At 38.1% G+C, this 16,491-nt stretch carries 17 protein-coding genes; 5 read left to right on the forward strand and 12 right to left on the reverse strand.

The features are described from left to right. Nucleotides 1-15: 15 nt before the first annotated feature. From trpD to B3139_RS02575, 10 genes are all read right to left on the reverse strand, one after another. Nucleotides 16-1,005 (reverse strand): anthranilate phosphoribosyltransferase, encoded by a 990-nt coding sequence (gene trpD / locus B3139_RS02530; protein WP_293879602.1) that lies wholly within the window; start codon nucleotides 1,003-1,005, stop codon nucleotides 16-18. 350 nt (nucleotides 1,006-1,355) lie between these two features. After that, nucleotides 1,356-1,823: a hypothetical protein gene (locus tag B3139_RS02535; RefSeq protein WP_293879603.1), complete on the reverse strand. Its 468-nt coding sequence runs from the start codon at nucleotides 1,821-1,823 to the stop codon at nucleotides 1,356-1,358. 149 nt (nucleotides 1,824-1,972) lie between these two features. After that, complete coding sequence (locus B3139_RS02540) at nucleotides 1,973-2,194, reverse strand: DUF2795 domain-containing protein (protein ID WP_028072584.1); 222 nt, start codon at nucleotides 2,192-2,194, stop codon at nucleotides 1,973-1,975. Between the two features lie 122 nt (nucleotides 2,195-2,316). Then, nucleotides 2,317-3,075 carry an ABC transporter ATP-binding protein gene (locus B3139_RS02545; protein WP_209578591.1) on the reverse strand — a complete coding sequence of 253 codons (759 nt, stop codon included), beginning with the start codon at nucleotides 3,073-3,075 and terminating at the stop codon, nucleotides 2,317-2,319. Beyond that, complete coding sequence (locus B3139_RS02550) at nucleotides 3,057-3,716, reverse strand: lysophospholipid acyltransferase family protein (RefSeq protein WP_293879604.1); 660 nt, start codon at nucleotides 3,714-3,716, stop codon at nucleotides 3,057-3,059. The genes B3139_RS02545 and B3139_RS02550 overlap by 19 nt, the downstream gene beginning before the upstream one ends. Nucleotides 3,717-3,914: 198 nt before the next feature. After that, nucleotides 3,915-4,829 (reverse strand): substrate-binding domain-containing protein, encoded by a 915-nt coding sequence (locus tag B3139_RS02555; protein ID WP_293879605.1) that lies wholly within the window; start codon nucleotides 4,827-4,829, stop codon nucleotides 3,915-3,917. A 5-nt stretch (nucleotides 4,830-4,834) separates the two neighbouring features. Then, complete coding sequence (locus tag B3139_RS02560; RefSeq protein ID WP_209578588.1) at nucleotides 4,835-5,305, reverse strand: DsrE family protein; 471 nt, start codon at nucleotides 5,303-5,305, stop codon at nucleotides 4,835-4,837. Nucleotides 5,306-5,336: 31 nt separating this feature from the next. Further along, a complete protein-coding gene (locus B3139_RS02565; protein WP_209578587.1) occupies nucleotides 5,337-6,317 on the reverse strand; it encodes a c-type cytochrome in 981 nt (326 codons plus the stop codon). A gap of 80 nt (nucleotides 6,318-6,397) precedes the next feature. After that, nucleotides 6,398-7,300 (reverse strand): LysR family transcriptional regulator, encoded by a 903-nt coding sequence (locus tag B3139_RS02570; RefSeq protein ID WP_209578586.1) that lies wholly within the window; start codon nucleotides 7,298-7,300, stop codon nucleotides 6,398-6,400. Between the two features lie 61 nt (nucleotides 7,301-7,361). Further along, nucleotides 7,362-8,732 carry a dipeptidase gene (locus B3139_RS02575; protein ID WP_293879606.1) on the reverse strand — a complete coding sequence of 457 codons (1,371 nt, stop codon included), beginning with the start codon at nucleotides 8,730-8,732 and terminating at the stop codon, nucleotides 7,362-7,364. 107 nt (nucleotides 8,733-8,839) lie between these two features. Between B3139_RS02575 and B3139_RS02580 the strand changes: the two genes are divergently transcribed. The 5 genes from B3139_RS02580 (at nucleotide 8,840) to B3139_RS02600 (ending at nucleotide 13,779) form a co-directional block, all read left to right on the forward strand. Beyond that, nucleotides 8,840-9,154 carry a hypothetical protein gene (locus tag B3139_RS02580; RefSeq protein WP_293879607.1) on the forward strand — a complete coding sequence of 105 codons (315 nt, stop codon included), beginning with the start codon at nucleotides 8,840-8,842 and terminating at the stop codon, nucleotides 9,152-9,154. A gap of 7 nt (nucleotides 9,155-9,161) precedes the next feature. Next, nucleotides 9,162-9,713: an RNA polymerase sigma factor gene (locus B3139_RS02585; RefSeq protein WP_293879608.1), complete on the forward strand. Its 552-nt coding sequence runs from the start codon at nucleotides 9,162-9,164 to the stop codon at nucleotides 9,711-9,713. Continuing rightward, nucleotides 9,706-10,062: a hypothetical protein gene (locus tag B3139_RS02590; protein ID WP_293879609.1), complete on the forward strand. Its 357-nt coding sequence runs from the start codon at nucleotides 9,706-9,708 to the stop codon at nucleotides 10,060-10,062. Before B3139_RS02585 ends, B3139_RS02590 begins: the two co-directional genes overlap by 8 nt. Before the next feature lie 186 nt (nucleotides 10,063-10,248). Beyond that, nucleotides 10,249-12,972 carry an outer membrane beta-barrel protein gene (locus tag B3139_RS02595; protein WP_293879610.1) on the forward strand — a complete coding sequence of 908 codons (2,724 nt, stop codon included), beginning with the start codon at nucleotides 10,249-10,251 and terminating at the stop codon, nucleotides 12,970-12,972. Nucleotides 12,973-12,990: 18 nt separating this feature from the next. Continuing rightward, nucleotides 12,991-13,779: a GLPGLI family protein gene (locus B3139_RS02600; RefSeq protein ID WP_293879611.1), complete on the forward strand. Its 789-nt coding sequence runs from the start codon at nucleotides 12,991-12,993 to the stop codon at nucleotides 13,777-13,779. 159 nt (nucleotides 13,780-13,938) lie between these two features. On the opposite strand, the gene B3139_RS02605 is transcribed toward B3139_RS02600, so the two are convergent. Together B3139_RS02605 and B3139_RS02610 are read right to left on the reverse strand one after the other, a co-directional pair. Beyond that, complete coding sequence (locus B3139_RS02605) at nucleotides 13,939-14,118, reverse strand: hypothetical protein (protein ID WP_046674057.1); 180 nt, start codon at nucleotides 14,116-14,118, stop codon at nucleotides 13,939-13,941. A 116-nt stretch (nucleotides 14,119-14,234) separates the two neighbouring features. Next, on the reverse strand, nucleotides 14,235-16,373 hold the full coding sequence (locus B3139_RS02610; protein ID WP_293879612.1) for a S46 family peptidase: 2,139 nt from the start codon (nucleotides 16,371-16,373) through the stop codon (nucleotides 14,235-14,237). Nucleotides 16,374-16,491 lie beyond the last annotated feature (118 nt).

Consider the following 16,491-nt stretch of genomic DNA (forward strand, 5'->3'; position numbering starts at 1 on the left):
ATTTTGATCGCCATCTTATTTTTTAATTAGTTTTTGGAAGCTTCGCAAAGCTTTGCCTTCCATCAATGAGCTTTCAGCTTCATAAAAACAGTCACCGAAAGATTTTTCGGGATTAAATGTTTTAATAGCAAAGGCAGCATTGGTCAAAACAATATTATTTTGTACATCTGTCCCTTTGTTATTCAAGATAGATAAAAATGTTTTGGCAGCGTCTGCTACGCTGTCACCCCCGGTTAACTCATGCGCTGAAACCGTCTTAAAACCGAGATCTTCCATACTGTAGTAATTCTCCCCTTGATTATTGATTACCTTGAAATCGCCAGTCATGGATATCTCATCATATCCATCTAAAGCATGAATAATGGAATATTGTTTATTGGTGTTTTGATATAAATATCCATACAGTCTTGCTAATTCTAAACTAAATACACCAACAGATTGAAATCTTGGATTGGCCGGATTTGTCAATGGTCCCAGCATGTTAAAGAATGTCTTAACGCCTAGCGCACGGCGTATTGGAGCAACGGTTTTCATGGCCGGATGAAACAGCGGTGCATGTAGAAAACAAATATTGGCCTCATCAAGCTGACGTTGTAGTTCAGATTTATCGTTGCTAAATTGATAACCTAAATATTCCATGACATTGGATGACCCACAGCTTGAGGAGACGCCGATGTTACCGTGCTTCGCGACGTGATAACCAGCTCCAGCTGTAACAAAAGATGCTATCGTTGAGATATTGAAAGTATTTTTACCATCACCACCAGTACCACAAAGGTCAATTAAATTATAACCGTTAAACTCCAGTTTGAGGCATAAGTCATACATCGCATCTCTAAATCCCCCGAGCTCTTCAACACGGATACTTCGCATACCATAGGCCGTCATAAAAGCAGCAATCTGGTGGCTGTCATATTTGCCCATCGTAATGTTGGTGAGGATTTCGTAGGCTTCTTGCCGAGAAAATGTCTTGTATTCAAATAAATGAGCTAAAATTTCTTTCATGGTTAATTTAAATAAAAAAAGGCTTACCTAATTTAGGCAAGCCCATCATATCTTGATGTATTAATCAAATAATGCAATAGGATTTTGCCACAACGTTATCCGTTGCGCCACCACCAAGCTTTATTTGATACAGTTATTATCATTGTTATTTTTATTAATACAAATATGGTTGATAGAATTATAAAATGCAAGTGTTTTTATTGAAAAATTTTTAAGAAAGCATCATTACCCTCCTATTGCTTATAATTATGCTATACAATATAGTGTCAAAAGACTACTTGAATTTTTCTTTGATAGCGATATTTAAATAAGTGATATAAAATGACCTAGGTATAAGAGCTTAAGAGAAATTAGTAAAAAACAAAATGGGCTTTGTTATTGCCTTTAGAGACTAATGTGAGCGATGCAATTTTTTTATCACGAATGACTACAGCAAATACAAAACGTTTGAGATATTTGACAAAGTAAACTTGCTGCGGATCAATACCTTCTAGATCTATATCGCTTGTTTCTTTCCTTCCCGCTTGATCAAAGCTGAGATATTCCAATTTTTCAATATCCTTACTTTGTATATTTATCCTGATTTCGTCGATACTCGCCAATAAGTACTCCTGCATATCTTCTTCTTGTTTTTCTGATGTTATTAGGTCTTGACTTAGAATAACATCGGTAGCTAGATTATGATCATGTAGACGTTGGACAAACCTTTTTAAAACAACAATATTTTTATTGGCAATTTGTTGTTCTTGCGCAAATGAGCTTTGGCAGACCATACAGCTTATAAAGAAAAACAATAATAGCTTTAATTTTATCTTCATACCTATGAGACTTGTCTTTATTAAAATGGATTAAAACTATAGCATAAAAACCTTTGTGAGACACCATATGAGCTACACTGTATCGTCTACGAATGGCAGGAGCAGCCTTTAATAAAAAACGCCTTTATTTTAAAGGCGTTTTTTATTTTTTAGTATTCATCTTCATTGAAGAAGAAATCGTCTTTTGTTGGATAGTCGGGCCAAATTTCTTCGATATTTTCATATGGCTCGCCATCATCCTCAAGAGATTGTAAGTTTTCAATCACCTCAACAGGTGCACCCGAACGAATAGCGTAATCGATTAATTCATCTTTTGTTGCTGGCCACGGTGCATCTTCTAGATGCGAAGCTAATTCTAATGTCCAATACATATAAAAACAATTTAAGTTCTCTATTTTCGCAAAACTATGATTTAATTTAACTTAAGCAAGTAAATTGCATGTTATTTTTGAGGTTTTAATGTAAGTTGTTGATTTATAGTTTTATAATATTTTTAAATATTCTCGAAATCACTTCCCTTTTCATTTAAAGCATTCAATCTTGGGGACACTGATTTAATATCGGGGTTAGGATAATCATTTTCAATCAGCCCATCCCGCATACGTACAATACGGTGTGCATGTAACGCGATATCTTCTTCGTGTGTGACTAGAATGATGGTATTACCTCTAGAATGAATTTCTTCAAGTAGGCCCATAATTTCAATGGACGTTTTGGTGTCGAGGTTTCCTGTTGGCTCATCGGCAAGAATAATGGATGGATCGTTAATTAGTGCTCTTGCAACAGCAACACGTTGTCGTTGTCCTCCCGAAAGTTCATTGGGCCTATGGTCCATACGATGTCCTAAGCCCACGCTTTCTAGTGCAGCAGTGGCTTTTTCTTCCCGCTTAACCTTAGTATACCCCGCATAAATAAGCGGGAGAGCTACGTTTTCAAGTGCTGTATTCTTAGGTAAAAGATTAAATGTTTGAAAGACAAAACCAATTTCTTTATTTCTTACTTCCGCAAGTTCATCGTCAGTCATCTCGCTAACATTAATTCCATTGAGGATGTAATCTCCCCGGCTTGGTGTATCCAAGCAGCCAAGAATATTCATTAACGTGGATTTTCCTGAGCCCGAGGGCCCCATTAAGGCGACAAATTCTCCTTTATGGATATTGAGCGTTACAGAGCTTAAGGCATGAATTGTTTCAGCGCCAATCTGGTATTCTCTGGCAATATCCTTGATTTCGATTAAGATCTTTCCTGACATATTTTTTGGAGATTCTCTAGGTTATGAAAATACGATTTATTCTTCATAATCCAATGGGATTGCATTTTCTCATAGACCACTTTCTCCAATTCTGCTGCATTATCATCGTTAAAATCTTTGGTCTCTATCGGATTGAACACATGTATTTTAACAATTCCTGGTCGAGATCCCCTTTTCGAACCGTCATCGAAGAAGATATCCCAGGCATTTTCGATAATAATTGGAACTGTGGGTACATCGTTCTGAATCGCGATACGAAAGGCACCAGATTTAAATTTGTGTATCTGAGGTGGAAAACTATCGTCAATTTTTCCTTCTGGAAAGATAACGACACTTCGGCCATTTTGCACAAGTTCATTGGCGCGCTGGAATGCCTTGAATGACGATACTTTACTTCTTCTAGTGACGGGGATGTCTATTGTTTTGAAAAAAATTCGTGTCACCGGATTTTTAAGTAGTGAAGCTTTTCCGATAAATGAAAAAGGGGCGGGGCACAAATAGGTGAGGGCTGTTATATCCAGGACTGAAGTATGATTGGGACACAGTACCATGGAACGGTTCCAATCTATTTTTGATTCATAGCTGACTTTAAAAAATACACCGGCCAGCGCCGACCCACCAACTGATACCCAGCGCCTCATCCGCGCAATTTTGGCATAGTTTATTTCGGGACGCAGTGCTAAAAAATAGATATAAGGGAAAAATAAGACGAAAACAAGGAGAACACTGATAAAGTACCAATACCGATGGATTTTTTTAAGCAATAGGATCATACAAGTCAACTAATTTTGACCTAAAGTAAAGAAAGAAAATGGATAATTAATTACCCATTTTCTTTTTTAGTCTACTGTGAAGCCGTATTTTCTGTAAATGAACTTCGCTGTCGGCGATTTCATGAATTTTAAAAAGTCATCGGCAGCCCGGGGATGTGGCGCATTTTTTAACTTAGCAGCAACGTAGCTTGCATTGGTGTTGTAAGCATCCGGAATGATAATTCCTTCAACAGGATGACCAATGAGTTTTTGGTATACTACTTCTGAAGTCCAGACTGGAGCCGCGTCTGCCTGATTGTATAATATCCGCATAGGGCTCTCGCGATGGTGAATCTTGGTTAGGTAAGTACTGCCATCTTTGACCTTATCTTCCATGATTTTCTTGACGAGCTGTTCGCCGCCCGCTTTTTTATAGGATGCTTTGATCTGTTCATCGATTCCTTCCCATTGAGGGTTAGGCATGCTAATACGAATATTTTCCTTTCCCAGATCATTCAATGTGCTGACATTGCCAGGATTTCCTGCTGGAACCATTAAACAGATATTGTTGTAGCAATAAACCTGTGTATAGCTGAAATAATCTGCCATTTCATTGATCGCTCTTTTACTTGCGGTATAAACATCTGGCTTATGTGTAAGACGTAGATTACCTATCGTGATTGATCCGCCTTTAATCTGCTTAGCTAAAATGCCTGGTGGGAGAGTTTCAACAAAAATACGCTCGTATTGTGGGTATTCTTTTTTGAATGATGCAACTAGATCATCGACCACCATAAATTGATTGCCCGCGAAAAAAACGGTAAGCTGCGGATTTTCGATATCACCATATAAGTCTGGAATATTGTCTATCCCGGGTACCGTAAAATTCAGCGCTGATTCGGGTGGATTATTCCAAGGTGGGTCAAAACGATGCTCTTGTGCTTTAATTTCCTGGGCTCCCAATAATGCGATTGTTAGACCAAGCAGTAGAAAATTTTTCATTATACTTATGGTTTAACGATAACCCAACCTTCATTTGCTCGTAAGATTAATTCACCATTGCCACTGGGTACGTAGCCTATAAAATCAAATAGCTCTTCTTTGGCAATATGTTTCTCTTCCAAAGTATTTAAGCATTGGGCTATGATAACACCTTTCTCTACCAGATCCTTCAATGGTTTCTCATACTGACTGTTCTTTTTTAAGTAAGCTTCTGTACCACCAGAAAATGCAACTAATTCAACCTGCAAGTGCCCCTTTAATCGCGGGTCTTTTAATACATTGTTAATATTACGGATTGCTTTTTCAATTGTTTTTGGATCATTACTGTCCAACTGATAGATCGCTTTATACGTTTTTTTCTTTGCAACAGCACCAGTGTATTGCTGATTATTGAGCAACAATTTGTTTTCCTGTGCTTTCGCTTGTATAGTCGTTATCGCTAAAAGAATACAAGCGATTGTAAATTGTTTTTTCATATTTATTATTGATTTAATGGGGTGTCTACGGTTAGAAATTATAAGGACCGCGTTTATGTTGTTCTATGCTTATGTTATCGGCGTACGGGGGGTATGGGCTGTCTTTGGGCTTTCTGTTTAGATTGGGATAGTCCAATTGCTTATTTGATTTTTGGGGCCTATCGAAAGAATTGATATATGCTGCGACATCATAGGCCTCATCGTCCTTCAATTGCGGTGCGTCATAAGTTGCGCCCAAAGGCATATTAGCTTTGATAAAACGGGTAGCGGTAAGTAATCGTGCCATTCCAGCACCATCATTGTAGCTATCTTTTCCCCATAAGGGAGGATATTGATATCCTTTTCCAGCCACTTGCGGAAGACCTTGTCCATCCTTTCCATGACAGCTTGTACACTTGTTCTCAAAAACCAGCTGACCATGTTTCAAGTTTGCAGCGCGGTTGGGAATATCCATTTTAATAAATCCTTGACCTGCCAGCCGACCCTTGTTAACGGTATTTACGCTAATATTCTTAATATAGGTGACGATAGCTCTCATCTCTTTGCTGTTTTCTGGTATGGCTCGGCCGTTCATGCTTCGCTCAAAACAACCATTAATACGTTCTTCGAGTGATTCAATCTTATTTTCCCGTGCGATATATGTTGGGAAAACATTCGTGAGACCAACATATGGAGCCGCAAAAGCTTTTGTGCCACCATTGAGATGGCAGCTGCTACAGGCAAGCTTGTTCCCTATTTTGACTTCCCCATCATAAAAATAATCGTAGGTTCTTTTAATTAGATGTTCACCATAACGGGCCATTTCGCCCTCGGGATTATCATTGAAGGAAATTCCTTTGAATTGGGAAACGTGGGTAACAAGCGAGTCGTTGCGTATTTCAAGAGAATCTGGTTCTCTTTGATGTCCCTCATATTTTAACGGAAATACACATAAAGTTGTACACGTAATGATCAATGCGACAATGATCCAGCTTAGGGCTTTTAAATAATTTGTCAGACTTTTATAATCCATTACACTAATTTATTTGTACAAATCTAGTTGCCTCAACCCCGAAATTAAAACCCCGTTTTTTTATGAGATATAACCTTTAGTTATAACCCGAAGTTTTGTCGCAGGCAGAATTGTAGAAACTGATTAGGCGTGCCCGAAAGACCTCCATACAAATGGGTAAAATAAAAGTAACGTTCTATTTTCAGTTGTGGAATATCGATAATGGTCAGCAAATTATTTAATACTTCTTTTTGAACCGTATGAATAGACAAAAAAGCGAAGCTGTCGCGACGGGCTAGGTAGCCTTTTATACTCTCTGTTGAAGGTAAGATCATTTCTATATGTACTGCTGATAAGTTAATGCGATTATCTTTTAGTGCGTTCTCAATAATTGTTCGTGTCCCCGAACCTTGTTCGCGTAGTACCAAAGGCAGTCGTGTCATGTCTGACAATGCAGGTTTTTTTAATTGTGCTAATAGTGGGTTTTTGCTATTTGTGACTAGGACGAGCTCATCCTTCATAAAAGGAATATATTTCAGGGCTCTATTGTCTGTAGAACCTTCAGTAATACCTAGGTCCAATGTTTTATCGATAAGTTGTTCTTCAATGCTGCGGCTATTGGATTGAAAAGACTCGATGCGATTGTTAGGATATTGCGTTAGAAAGTCGGCAAGTAAAGCTGGTAAAACGTATTGAGAAATAGTTGTACTAGCCCCTAAAATAAGTTTTCCTTTTCGGCCTTCCTGCAATTCTTGTATTTCTTGGCCAGCCTGATTATACAGCGTAATAATCTGTTGGGCATATTTATATAAAATTTGACCTGAATCAGTGAGGTTGAGGTTGTTTCCCTTTCTTTCGAAGAGCGGTACTCCGAGTTTCTTTTCCAGTTCTTGGATATTTTTGCTTACTGCAGGTTGCGAGATGAAAAGTGCCGAAGCAGTTTTGGTGAAATTAAGGTGTTGAGCTGCAGTATAAAAAACAATTAAGCGAAAATCAAAATCCATAAAACGATAAAAGGTTATTTCTAAAATTTAAAAATAACCCTTTATCTAATGAAAAACTAAATTATTTACTTAGTTCTGCGTAATATTTATGAAATAATGGAATTGTTGAAATTCCCATGAGATAATTCTCAATACCATATTTTTCATTTGGCGAGTGTAGGTTGTCGCTATCCAAGCCAAAGCCCAAAAGCACTGTTTTTAAACCTAGTACTTCTTCAAAAAGAGCAACGATTGGAATAGAACCGCCGCCACGGGTAGGGATAGGCTGAACACCAAATGTTTCATGCAGGGCTTTTTCTGCAGCTTTGTAAGCGACGCTGTCAGTCGGTGTCACAACTGGTTCACCACCATGGTGAGGTTTGACCTCTACCTTCACATAATCTGGGGCAATAGCTTCAAAATGTTTTTTGAAAAGTTCTGTAATACGTTGGGAGTTTTGGTTTGGCACAAGGCGCATGGAGATTTTTGCATTCGCTTTCGAAGGCAATACGGTTTTGGCTCCTTCACCAATATATCCACCCCAAATACCATTTACTTCTAAGGTTGGGCGAATACCGGTACGCTCTAGTGTCGTAAAGCCTTTCTCTCCCCAGACATTTTGAATACCAAGGTCTGCTTTGTATTCTTCAATGTCAAAAGGCGCTTCATTTAATGCTTTGCGTTCTTCGGCAGTTAATTCGACAACGTCATCATAGAATCCTGGAATAGCGATATGATTGTTCTCATCATGTAACGACGCGATCAGTTTTGCTAATATTGTCGCCGGATTGGCAACAGCTCCTCCATATACGCCGGAGTGTAGATCTCTGTTCGGACCAGTAACTTCCACTTCGACATAAGAAAGCCCACGTAAGCCAGTTTCTAAGGAAGGTTGCTCCATGCTAATCATCGATGTGTCCGAAATAACGATAACATCAGCTTTCAGTCTTTCTGTATTTTCTTTAACGAAGGTACCTAAATTGACTGAGCCAACTTCCTCTTCACCCTCAATCATAAATTTGACGTTACATGCCAAGGCATTATTTTTAATCATGTATTCGAAGGCTTTTACATGCATATAAAATTGACCCTTGTCGTCGGCAGAACCACGTGCATAAATTTTGCCATCACGGACTGTCGGTTCGAAAGGAGGGGTATCCCACAACTCATATGGATCAGCAGGTTGTACGTCGTAATGCCCATAAGTCAATACAGTAGGTAGCGCCGGGTCAATAATTTTTTCTCCATAAACGATTGGATTACCAGCAGTAGGACAAACTTCTACATTGTCGGCTCCTGCTTCACGCAATTTCTGAGCAACAAATTCAGCGGTCTTCTCCACATCTCCTTTAAATTTAGGATCAGCACTTACTGACGGTAAACGCAATAAATCAAACAACTCATCTAAAAAACGTTGCTTGTTTGCTTCTACATATTCTTTAATGTTTTGCATATTGTTTGTGTTTGAAACAAATTTACACAAATGAACACATTTAACTCAATTTGTTGTAACCTTTTCGGGAATGACGGTGACTAATGAGTAAACTAATTCAAATAATTATGGAAAAGCAATCAGTAGCAGCCGTTTTGGGCGTCGGATTATTTACGTGTATTACCTTGTGTGTTTATTTTATTATGCGTTATCGGAGTACCGCAGTACATGTTCCCGGCGAGAGCAGAAAAAGGGAGCCTATAGATTGGCAAAAGCCGGGGATTTTGGTTCTAGGTATCGGAATTGGTTTATTCATTGTCGGTGTATTGGACAATTATATCAAGACTGATTTGCCGGATTCACTCGCCGTAGCAATTTTGATTATTTCTGCAGGGCTTGCAATGATAATTGCTAACCGATTGGATAAAAAACGCGATATTTAACCCACCAATGGATGAGATCTATATTCGGAAAGTTCTGTCAGGTGACGTGGAGTCTTATCGTTATTTTATAAAAACGTATCAGGATATGGCATTTTCTGTCGCTCTTTCTATTGTAAAGGAAGAGCATTTGGCAGAAGATGCCGTTCAGGAAGCATTTATAAAGTGCTATCAATCGCTGTCATCCTTTAAAGGAAAATCCAAATTTAGTACCTGGTTTTACCGGATTGTGGTGCATGTGGCTTTTAATGCCATTCGCCATAAGAAACTAGACATGGTCAATTTTGATCTATCCCATCATGACACGTCGCATGAGGATTCCGTATTGGATGAAATCATCGAACATGAACGAAAAGAAATGATCAACGATGCACTCACTATCCTGCCTGCCCGGGAGTCTGTTGCGTTACGCTTATTCTATCTCGAAGAACAGTCGATGGATGAAATTCAGGAAATTATGGGGTGGACATTAGCAAATACAAAAGTGATCTTGCACCGGGGCCGTAAAAATATGCACATCATATTGAGTCAGTTAATTAAAAAAGCAGAATATTATGGATAAGCAGCATGAAAAATTCAGTAAGGTTATGCAAATGAGCAAAGTAGAAGTGCCATTCGGCGATTTTGAACAACGGATCATGGGTAGTATCGCAGCACTTGAGAAAAATAGAGAGAAAGCGCTGTCAAATAAAAAATATGCAATTACATTTTTTCTCCTGGGAACCGTTTGCGGAATCATGTTGAATAACTATCTCATGGCCAAAATTGAACTGGCAGACATAAACCCAAATATTAAAAATTATAGTGGGATAGCTTGCCAAATATCTTTTGCCGTGTTGATATGTTTCTTCTGTCTCCAGTTGTGGCAGTTGATCTATATGCAACAGAAGAAACATTATCCATTATCGTAAAAAGTCTTTTTTTGGTGGAATATACAGGATCTGAGTTTTTGCGAAATGGACTTTCTTGTTTCCGTCGATTACTAGAGCTAGATGCGAGAATCCATCTTTCAAGAAATAAAATTAAATTTACTGTAACAAAACATTGGTTTTATCTACTAATGTTATATTTATAATAATTCACTATCCAACAATTTTATGAGAAGAGTTTTACAAATGCTCTTATTTTTTATTTTTGCTATTCCTGGTCTGGCCTTAGGTCAATCCAAGATTGCTGGAAAAATAAGTGATGTAAAGGACCAATTAAAGTTATCAGACGCAACAATCATGCTGTTGACTGCTAAAGACTCTATATTAACAGGCTTTACAAGATCTGACGAAAATGGTCTGTTTTCCTTAGCCAAGCCCGATACAGGATCTTATGTGCTCATTGTGAGTTATCCCAAGTATGGCGATTTTTATACGGAGATTCAACCTGGTGTGGATTACTCCAGATTGGCTATTGGTATGACAAATACAGCTACATTATTACAAGAGGTTATTGTTACTGGCCGTATTCCGATTACAATTAAAGGCGATACCACAGAATATGATGCCGGTAGCTTTAAAGTGGAAAAAAATGCCAAGGTCGAAGATTTGCTAAAAGCTTTGCCCGGAATCACCGTTGATGCGTCCGGAAAGATTACTGCACAAGGTAAAACAGTGAAGAGAGTATTGGTAGACGGAGAGGAGTTTTTTGGCGACGATCCGACCTTGGTGACGCGCAATATCCGATCGGATATGGTGGATAAAGTTCAGGTTTACGAGAAAAAATCAGAACAGGCCGAGCGAACTGGGGTGGATGATGGTCAGCGTGAGCAAACCATCAATGTTAAGTTGAAGGACGGTTCCAAAAACGGCATGTTTGGGAAAGCACTTGTTGGAGGGGGGACCGACGACTACTATATGGGGCAATTGATGCTGAACAAATTTAAGGGAGCACAGAAAATATCCTTATATGGGCTTTTTGGTAACAATGGTACAACGAGCATGAATTGGCAGAATGCACAAAAGTATGGTGGTGATTCGGGGGTATCTTATGGTGAAGACGGATCGATGAGCTGGTCCAGTTTTACAGATCCTTTTTCAGGAGAAGGGGTAGTTGGTGTACCTAAGGCTATAAATTCGGGCGTTAACTTCTCAGATAAATTTGATAAGGATAAACATACAGTTAACATGAATTACAAATATGGACGATTGAGCAGCGATGGAAATGATGAAACGATTATGAGCGGTTTGATCAATAACAAATCAGTGAAGAATGTTGATACTGAAAATGACCAGCATCGTGCCAATCTGAAATATGATCTGAAATTAGATTCATCAAATCTGCTGACCATACGAGGTGGAGCATCCAGAAAGAATCTTTGGTCAGATAACAAACGTGAAGCTTATCAGTTTGGCCAAGACGCAGATACAACCATTGCCGAGAATACAAGGGAATTGGTGAAAAATAACATCAACGAGTTCAACTTTAGCGCCTATTTTACCCATAAATTCAAGAAAAAAGGACGCTCTTTTACATTTGATGGTCAATGGAAAAGAAATGAGATGAAAGGTACTGGGCATCTCAACTCCGATCTGAGAAATTATGGACTAAAAACAGATTCATTGACAGATCAAAGTAAGGTGCGCAATAATACAAGCGATGTGCTGAGTGCTTCAATTTCCTATACCGAACCCTTATCCAAAATTTGGAATCTTGTTGTCGGAACAGGAATTGAGCAGAGCAACAGTAGTTCTTTAGTGGAATCTTTCAATAATGATGGACAGGGGAATTATAATCAATTGGACCGCCGGTTCAGTAATAACTATGATTTTGATCGCAACAGTAGTCAATACAAATTAGCCATAGTTCATACCACTGAAAAATTTAAGTTCACGGTTGCTAACAATTTCAATAATGACAAACTGAAACAGTTCAATAACTATACGATCCAAGGGATTACGAGAAGCTACTTTACGTATAATCCAAATGTAAGTGCAGGCTATTCTTTTACGAAAAGTAAGGGTTTATGGCTGAACTATACCGGTAAAAATCAATTGCCTTCCATGAGTCAAATTCAACCGATCTTAGATAACTCAGATCAGATTAACCGTTATTTAGGGAATGAAAACTTAAAACCATCATTTAGGAATTCATTGAATTTGAATTATAACTCTTTCCGTGTATTGAGTGGAAATTATCTCTATGTCGGAGGTAATATTTCTACAGAAAAGAATCCAATTACGCAGAATATTGATACGCTAAAAGGAATAAACACTTATACTTGGAATAATGTGGTGGGCAAAACAAATACTTCCCTGAATGTCTGGTCTGGAGTTTACTTCAAATTGAGTAAAAAACTAGGACTGTCAAATTCACCACAGTTTTATGTGAATATGAGTGACAACTATAATATGTTCAATCACCAATTGAATAAAGTAAATACGACGAATTTCAATTTTACGTATAATTTCAAGAGAGATACCAAAACTGGTCTAAATTTCGATCTGAACTTTAGTCCACAATATCGTTTGATGAAATCAAGTTTGGAACGCAATACCAACAGCAACGGTTTTGTATTTGCTTCCAATGGAAGTGTGGAGTATTTTTTCAACAAAACATTTAAGGTTTATACCAATTATACTTACTCCTATGAAGCCGCTACAAAAGCATTTGACGAGAAGTTTGAGCAGTTTCTGTTGCATCCGGGTGTGAGTAAGAAATTCTTGAAAGACGAATCATTGGTCTTGGATTTTATGATCAACGATATTCTTAATCAGAATAAAGGCTTTAGCCGCTCGGCATCGACTTCTGTCTTCACCCAACGCCGGTATGATACGATACGCAGATATTATATGCTTAAACTATCATGGGATTTTACAAAAATGTTTTTATAAAATATTAAGCAAGATACAATGTTAAAATATATCTTTTTTCTCCTTTTCTGTTGTTCTGCCCTAGGTTTAAAAGCACAGTACGTGCTATTTGGACGAGCTGGGACAATTTCCTACGACAAAACGATGTACATGAAGAATATCGTAACTAAAAAATTTATCAGTAAGGCCGATAATAACTCAAAGCAGTTTTTTGAGCGTATAGTACCTAGGTTGCCGGAAAGTGCGATATTGAAGAAATCTCTGAAATTCAATACTACAGAGACTTTATTTGAATCTATAAAAGATGATGGGCTGGACGCTGAGATTAAACAGTACATTATGATGCTTGCATTGGATTTTGATGCAACAACACTTTCCAATATGCTTAACCGATCGTTTTTGAGATATAACGATATAGTAGGTGAGAAGATCATCGTTCAGGACTCGATGAAGCGTATCAAGTGGAAAATCACAGATGAGTATCGCGAGATTGCAGGGTATAATTGTAGGAGGGCCAATGGTATTACACCAGACTCTATTTATGTCATTGGCTACTATTGCAATGAAATTCCCATCAGCGGCGGTCCCGAATCTATCAATGGTCTGCCTGGGATGATTTTAGGGTTAGTGGTGCCAAGTCAGCACGTTTCCTATTTTGCAACAAAAGTCGAATTTAGTAACACCGTTGTGATGGATAAAAAGAAGTTAGAGAACACTAAAGTGAAACGTTTGTCAAGAAAGGCGATGACCGATCAGTTTACAAGTGTACTATCTGAGCACATGAATAAAGAAACTGTTCAATTTATTATGGAACTTGGCAATTTATAAACATTGCAAAATGCTGTTCCAATGATAATTACCTTTTTGTCAGCTAACTTGTAATACAAAGTAAAAACGATGGAGGGGAAAAGGTCTATGAGAGACTGCAGCCTTCTAAAAAAAGGCCTTTCATTTGAAAGGCCTTTTTTATGTTAACTCCGAAAAAGACTATTTTCCGTCGTTTTTCTTAGCAGTTACTTCGTTACGAATTTCTTGTGCTAAAGTTTTGATTTCTTGTAATCCTTTACGTACACGTGTACCAGCTGCAGAATTACCATTGTTGAAGAACTTGTCTGCGTCAGCTTCGATAGAAGCTACTAACTCTTTTAATTTTACGTAGTTTTCCATTTTTTTATAATTATAATTTTAGTTTTTATGGTTTTTCCTAAACACTCCTTAAATATACAAAAACGAATCAAATAGAAAATAAATTTCGTTTTTTTTATTCGAAAAAGCTGAAAAAACTATTCAACAATCTTTAGTTCGTCAATAATGTTGGTCGCCCCTGCAAATTTATCGATGATAAATAATACATAACGAATATCCACTGAAATTGTACGTTGTAGCTTATGGTCAAAGATTACATCACCAGCCATTGCTTCAATATTACCATCAAAAGCTAGGCCAATTAATTCGCCATTACCATTTATTACTGGCGACCCGGAGTTTCCGCCTGTTATGTCGTTGTCACTTAGGAAGTTTACTGGTAAATATCCTTTTTTGTCCGCATAGCGACCATAGTCCTTATTATTATACAGGTCAATTAAACGTTGTGGTAAATCAAACTCCTCATCACCTTTTTTGTACTTTGCAATGGTACCTTTTAATGTCGTGTAAAAGTTCTTGTCAGCATCGTTACGCGGATCGTTTGGTAAGCCTTTTATCGAACCGTAAGTTAACCGCAAAGTACTGTTGGCATCCGGATAGAATTTACCTTTTGGATTCGAGGCCAATACCCCGGCAACATACTTACGATAAGCAGCTTCAAATTTGTCGTCCTGGATTTTCCAGTTAGGATCGGTTTGACGATATCTATTGAGTAAAGCTGAAGAAAGTTTATACAATGGGTCATTTGCCAAGATTTCAGCATTCGGAGTGTCCAAGTAATTGTTCAGGCGTTCAGCCGAAGCGAAGATGCTGTTCTTCACAGCTTCTTTGACAAAAGCTGTAAAGTCGCCATTGTTCTTAGCTGCCAATTCTGCAATATATGGTGCAATATTTCCAGCCTTTTTAGCATACAGGTTCAATTCGTCAATCAATACTTGCTCTTCAAGAGGCATGTACATCTTTTCATAACCCGCATCTATGGCAGATTTTAAACGTGGGAGAATTGCATTCCTTTGGGCTTCGTCTCCAGCAGTATATACTTCCAATCCGGATCCGATTGAATAGGGAAGAGCTGCAATCGCACTGGAACGCAACATGCCCATTAAATAGTTGTCATGTCTAGCTTTATCGTTCGTTGCTGCATAAAACTCATTGATTGTCTTGATGACATCACCATATTCGGCTTTATTTGCAGTTTTATTGGCCCATTTGTCAAATTTAGCCTCGTCTTTTGCTTTTGCTTCCGCCGTTTTATGCAATGTCAAAGCGTCAATCATCCCTTGACGATTTTTCCAGTAATTCGCTACTTGAGAGTATTTAGACGCGTAGTTCAATTTGACCGCTTGATCTTGATCCATAAATTTTTTCATCGCATCCATACCAGTTTTAGACGCTTCTACCCATGCTGGATAGGCGAATTTCACATTCTGATTGATCCCTCCTGAAGGCATCCAACGGTTTGTACGACCAGGGTAACCTAAAATCATCGCAAAATCTCCTTCTTGAACACCTTTTAAGCTTACAGGAAGGAAATGCTTAGGTTTCAAAGGAACATTGTCTTGTGCATACTCTGCTGGATTCCCATTCTTATCAGCGTAGACACGGAAAATTGAGAAGTCACCAGTATGACGTGGCCATTCCCAGTTATCGGTATCACCACCAAATTTTCCAATGCTATTTGGAGGGGTTCCTACCAACCGAACGTCATTGTAATCTTGGTATACAAAATAATAGTACTCGTTGCCTTGGTAGAATGATTTTACCTCAACCACGTACTTCCCGTTTTCGCTATTTTCCTTTTGGATTTTAGCCGTCTCAGCTGCGATGATCTTTTTACGTTCATCTTCAGACATTTTGTTGTTCACCAGACCTAAGATTCGCTTGGAAACATCATCCATACGAACGAAAAAGCGAACCGACAGAGATTTTGGCTTTAGTTCCTCAGATTTGGATTTGGCCCAAAAGCCATTTGTCAAATGATCATTTTCCGGCGTAGAAAGTTCGGCAATGGCACCATATCCACAATGGTGGTTAGTAAATACCAAGCCTTGGTCTGAAACGATTTCTGCTGTACATCCGCCGTTGAATTGTACAATTGCATCTTTTAGACTAGAGTTGTTAATGCTGTAGATTTCTTCGGCACTTAAACGAAGTCCTTTTTTCTGCATATCTGACTCATTCAGACGCTTCAAATACATTAAAAACCACATCCCTTCGTCGGCAAATGCAGTAAAGCCTGTTGTTATGAACAACAAACACATCCATAATTTTTTCATATCAACCTGATAAAAAGTTTGTTTATACAGTACAAAAATGCTTTAATTCTCTTAAAAACCAAAATATTAGACTTTATAATGTGCTTTTCGCCAATTTTTATGTCAATTAAAAGTAAAT

This window comes from Sphingobacterium sp. UBA1498 (genome assembly GCF_002325125.1).
Lineage (GTDB): Bacteria > Bacteroidota > Bacteroidia > Sphingobacteriales > Sphingobacteriaceae > Sphingobacterium.

Coding starts and splice junctions, on each gene's coding strand:
- B3139_RS02585 (WP_293879608.1), top strand. CDS start 9,162: ATGGATGAGATCTATATTCGGAAAGTTCTGTCAGGTGACGTGGAGTCT.
- B3139_RS02595 (WP_293879610.1), top strand. CDS start 10,249: ATGAGAAGAGTTTTACAAATGCTCTTATTTTTTATTTTTGCTATTCCT.
- B3139_RS02590 (WP_293879609.1), top strand. CDS start 9,706: ATGGATAAGCAGCATGAAAAATTCAGTAAGGTTATGCAAATGAGCAAA.
- B3139_RS02565 (WP_209578587.1), bottom strand. CDS start 6,317: ATGGATTATAAAAGTCTGACAAATTATTTAAAAGCCCTAAGCTGGATC.
- B3139_RS02605 (WP_046674057.1), bottom strand. CDS start 14,118: ATGGAAAACTACGTAAAATTAAAAGAGTTAGTAGCTTCTATCGAAGCT.
- B3139_RS02575 (WP_293879606.1), bottom strand. CDS start 8,732: ATGCAAAACATTAAAGAATATGTAGAAGCAAACAAGCAACGTTTTTTA.
- B3139_RS02560 (WP_209578588.1), bottom strand. CDS start 5,305: ATGAAAAAACAATTTACAATCGCTTGTATTCTTTTAGCGATAACGACT.
- B3139_RS02535 (WP_293879603.1), bottom strand. CDS start 1,823: ATGAAGATAAAATTAAAGCTATTATTGTTTTTCTTTATAAGCTGTATG.
- trpD (WP_293879602.1), bottom strand. CDS start 1,005: ATGAAAGAAATTTTAGCTCATTTATTTGAATACAAGACATTTTCTCGG.
- B3139_RS02570 (WP_209578586.1), bottom strand. CDS start 7,300: ATGGATTTTGATTTTCGCTTAATTGTTTTTTATACTGCAGCTCAACAC.
- B3139_RS02580 (WP_293879607.1), top strand. CDS start 8,840: ATGGAAAAGCAATCAGTAGCAGCCGTTTTGGGCGTCGGATTATTTACG.
- B3139_RS02610 (WP_293879612.1), bottom strand. CDS start 16,373: ATGAAAAAATTATGGATGTGTTTGTTGTTCATAACAACAGGCTTTACT.
- B3139_RS02545 (WP_209578591.1), bottom strand. CDS start 3,075: ATGTCAGGAAAGATCTTAATCGAAATCAAGGATATTGCCAGAGAATAC.
- B3139_RS02550 (WP_293879604.1), bottom strand. CDS start 3,716: ATGAGGCGCTGGGTATCAGTTGGTGGGTCGGCGCTGGCCGGTGTATTT.
- B3139_RS02600 (WP_293879611.1), top strand. CDS start 12,991: ATGTTAAAATATATCTTTTTTCTCCTTTTCTGTTGTTCTGCCCTAGGT.
- B3139_RS02540 (WP_028072584.1), bottom strand. CDS start 2,194: ATGTATTGGACATTAGAATTAGCTTCGCATCTAGAAGATGCACCGTGG.
- B3139_RS02555 (WP_293879605.1), bottom strand. CDS start 4,829: ATGAAAAATTTTCTACTGCTTGGTCTAACAATCGCATTATTGGGAGCC.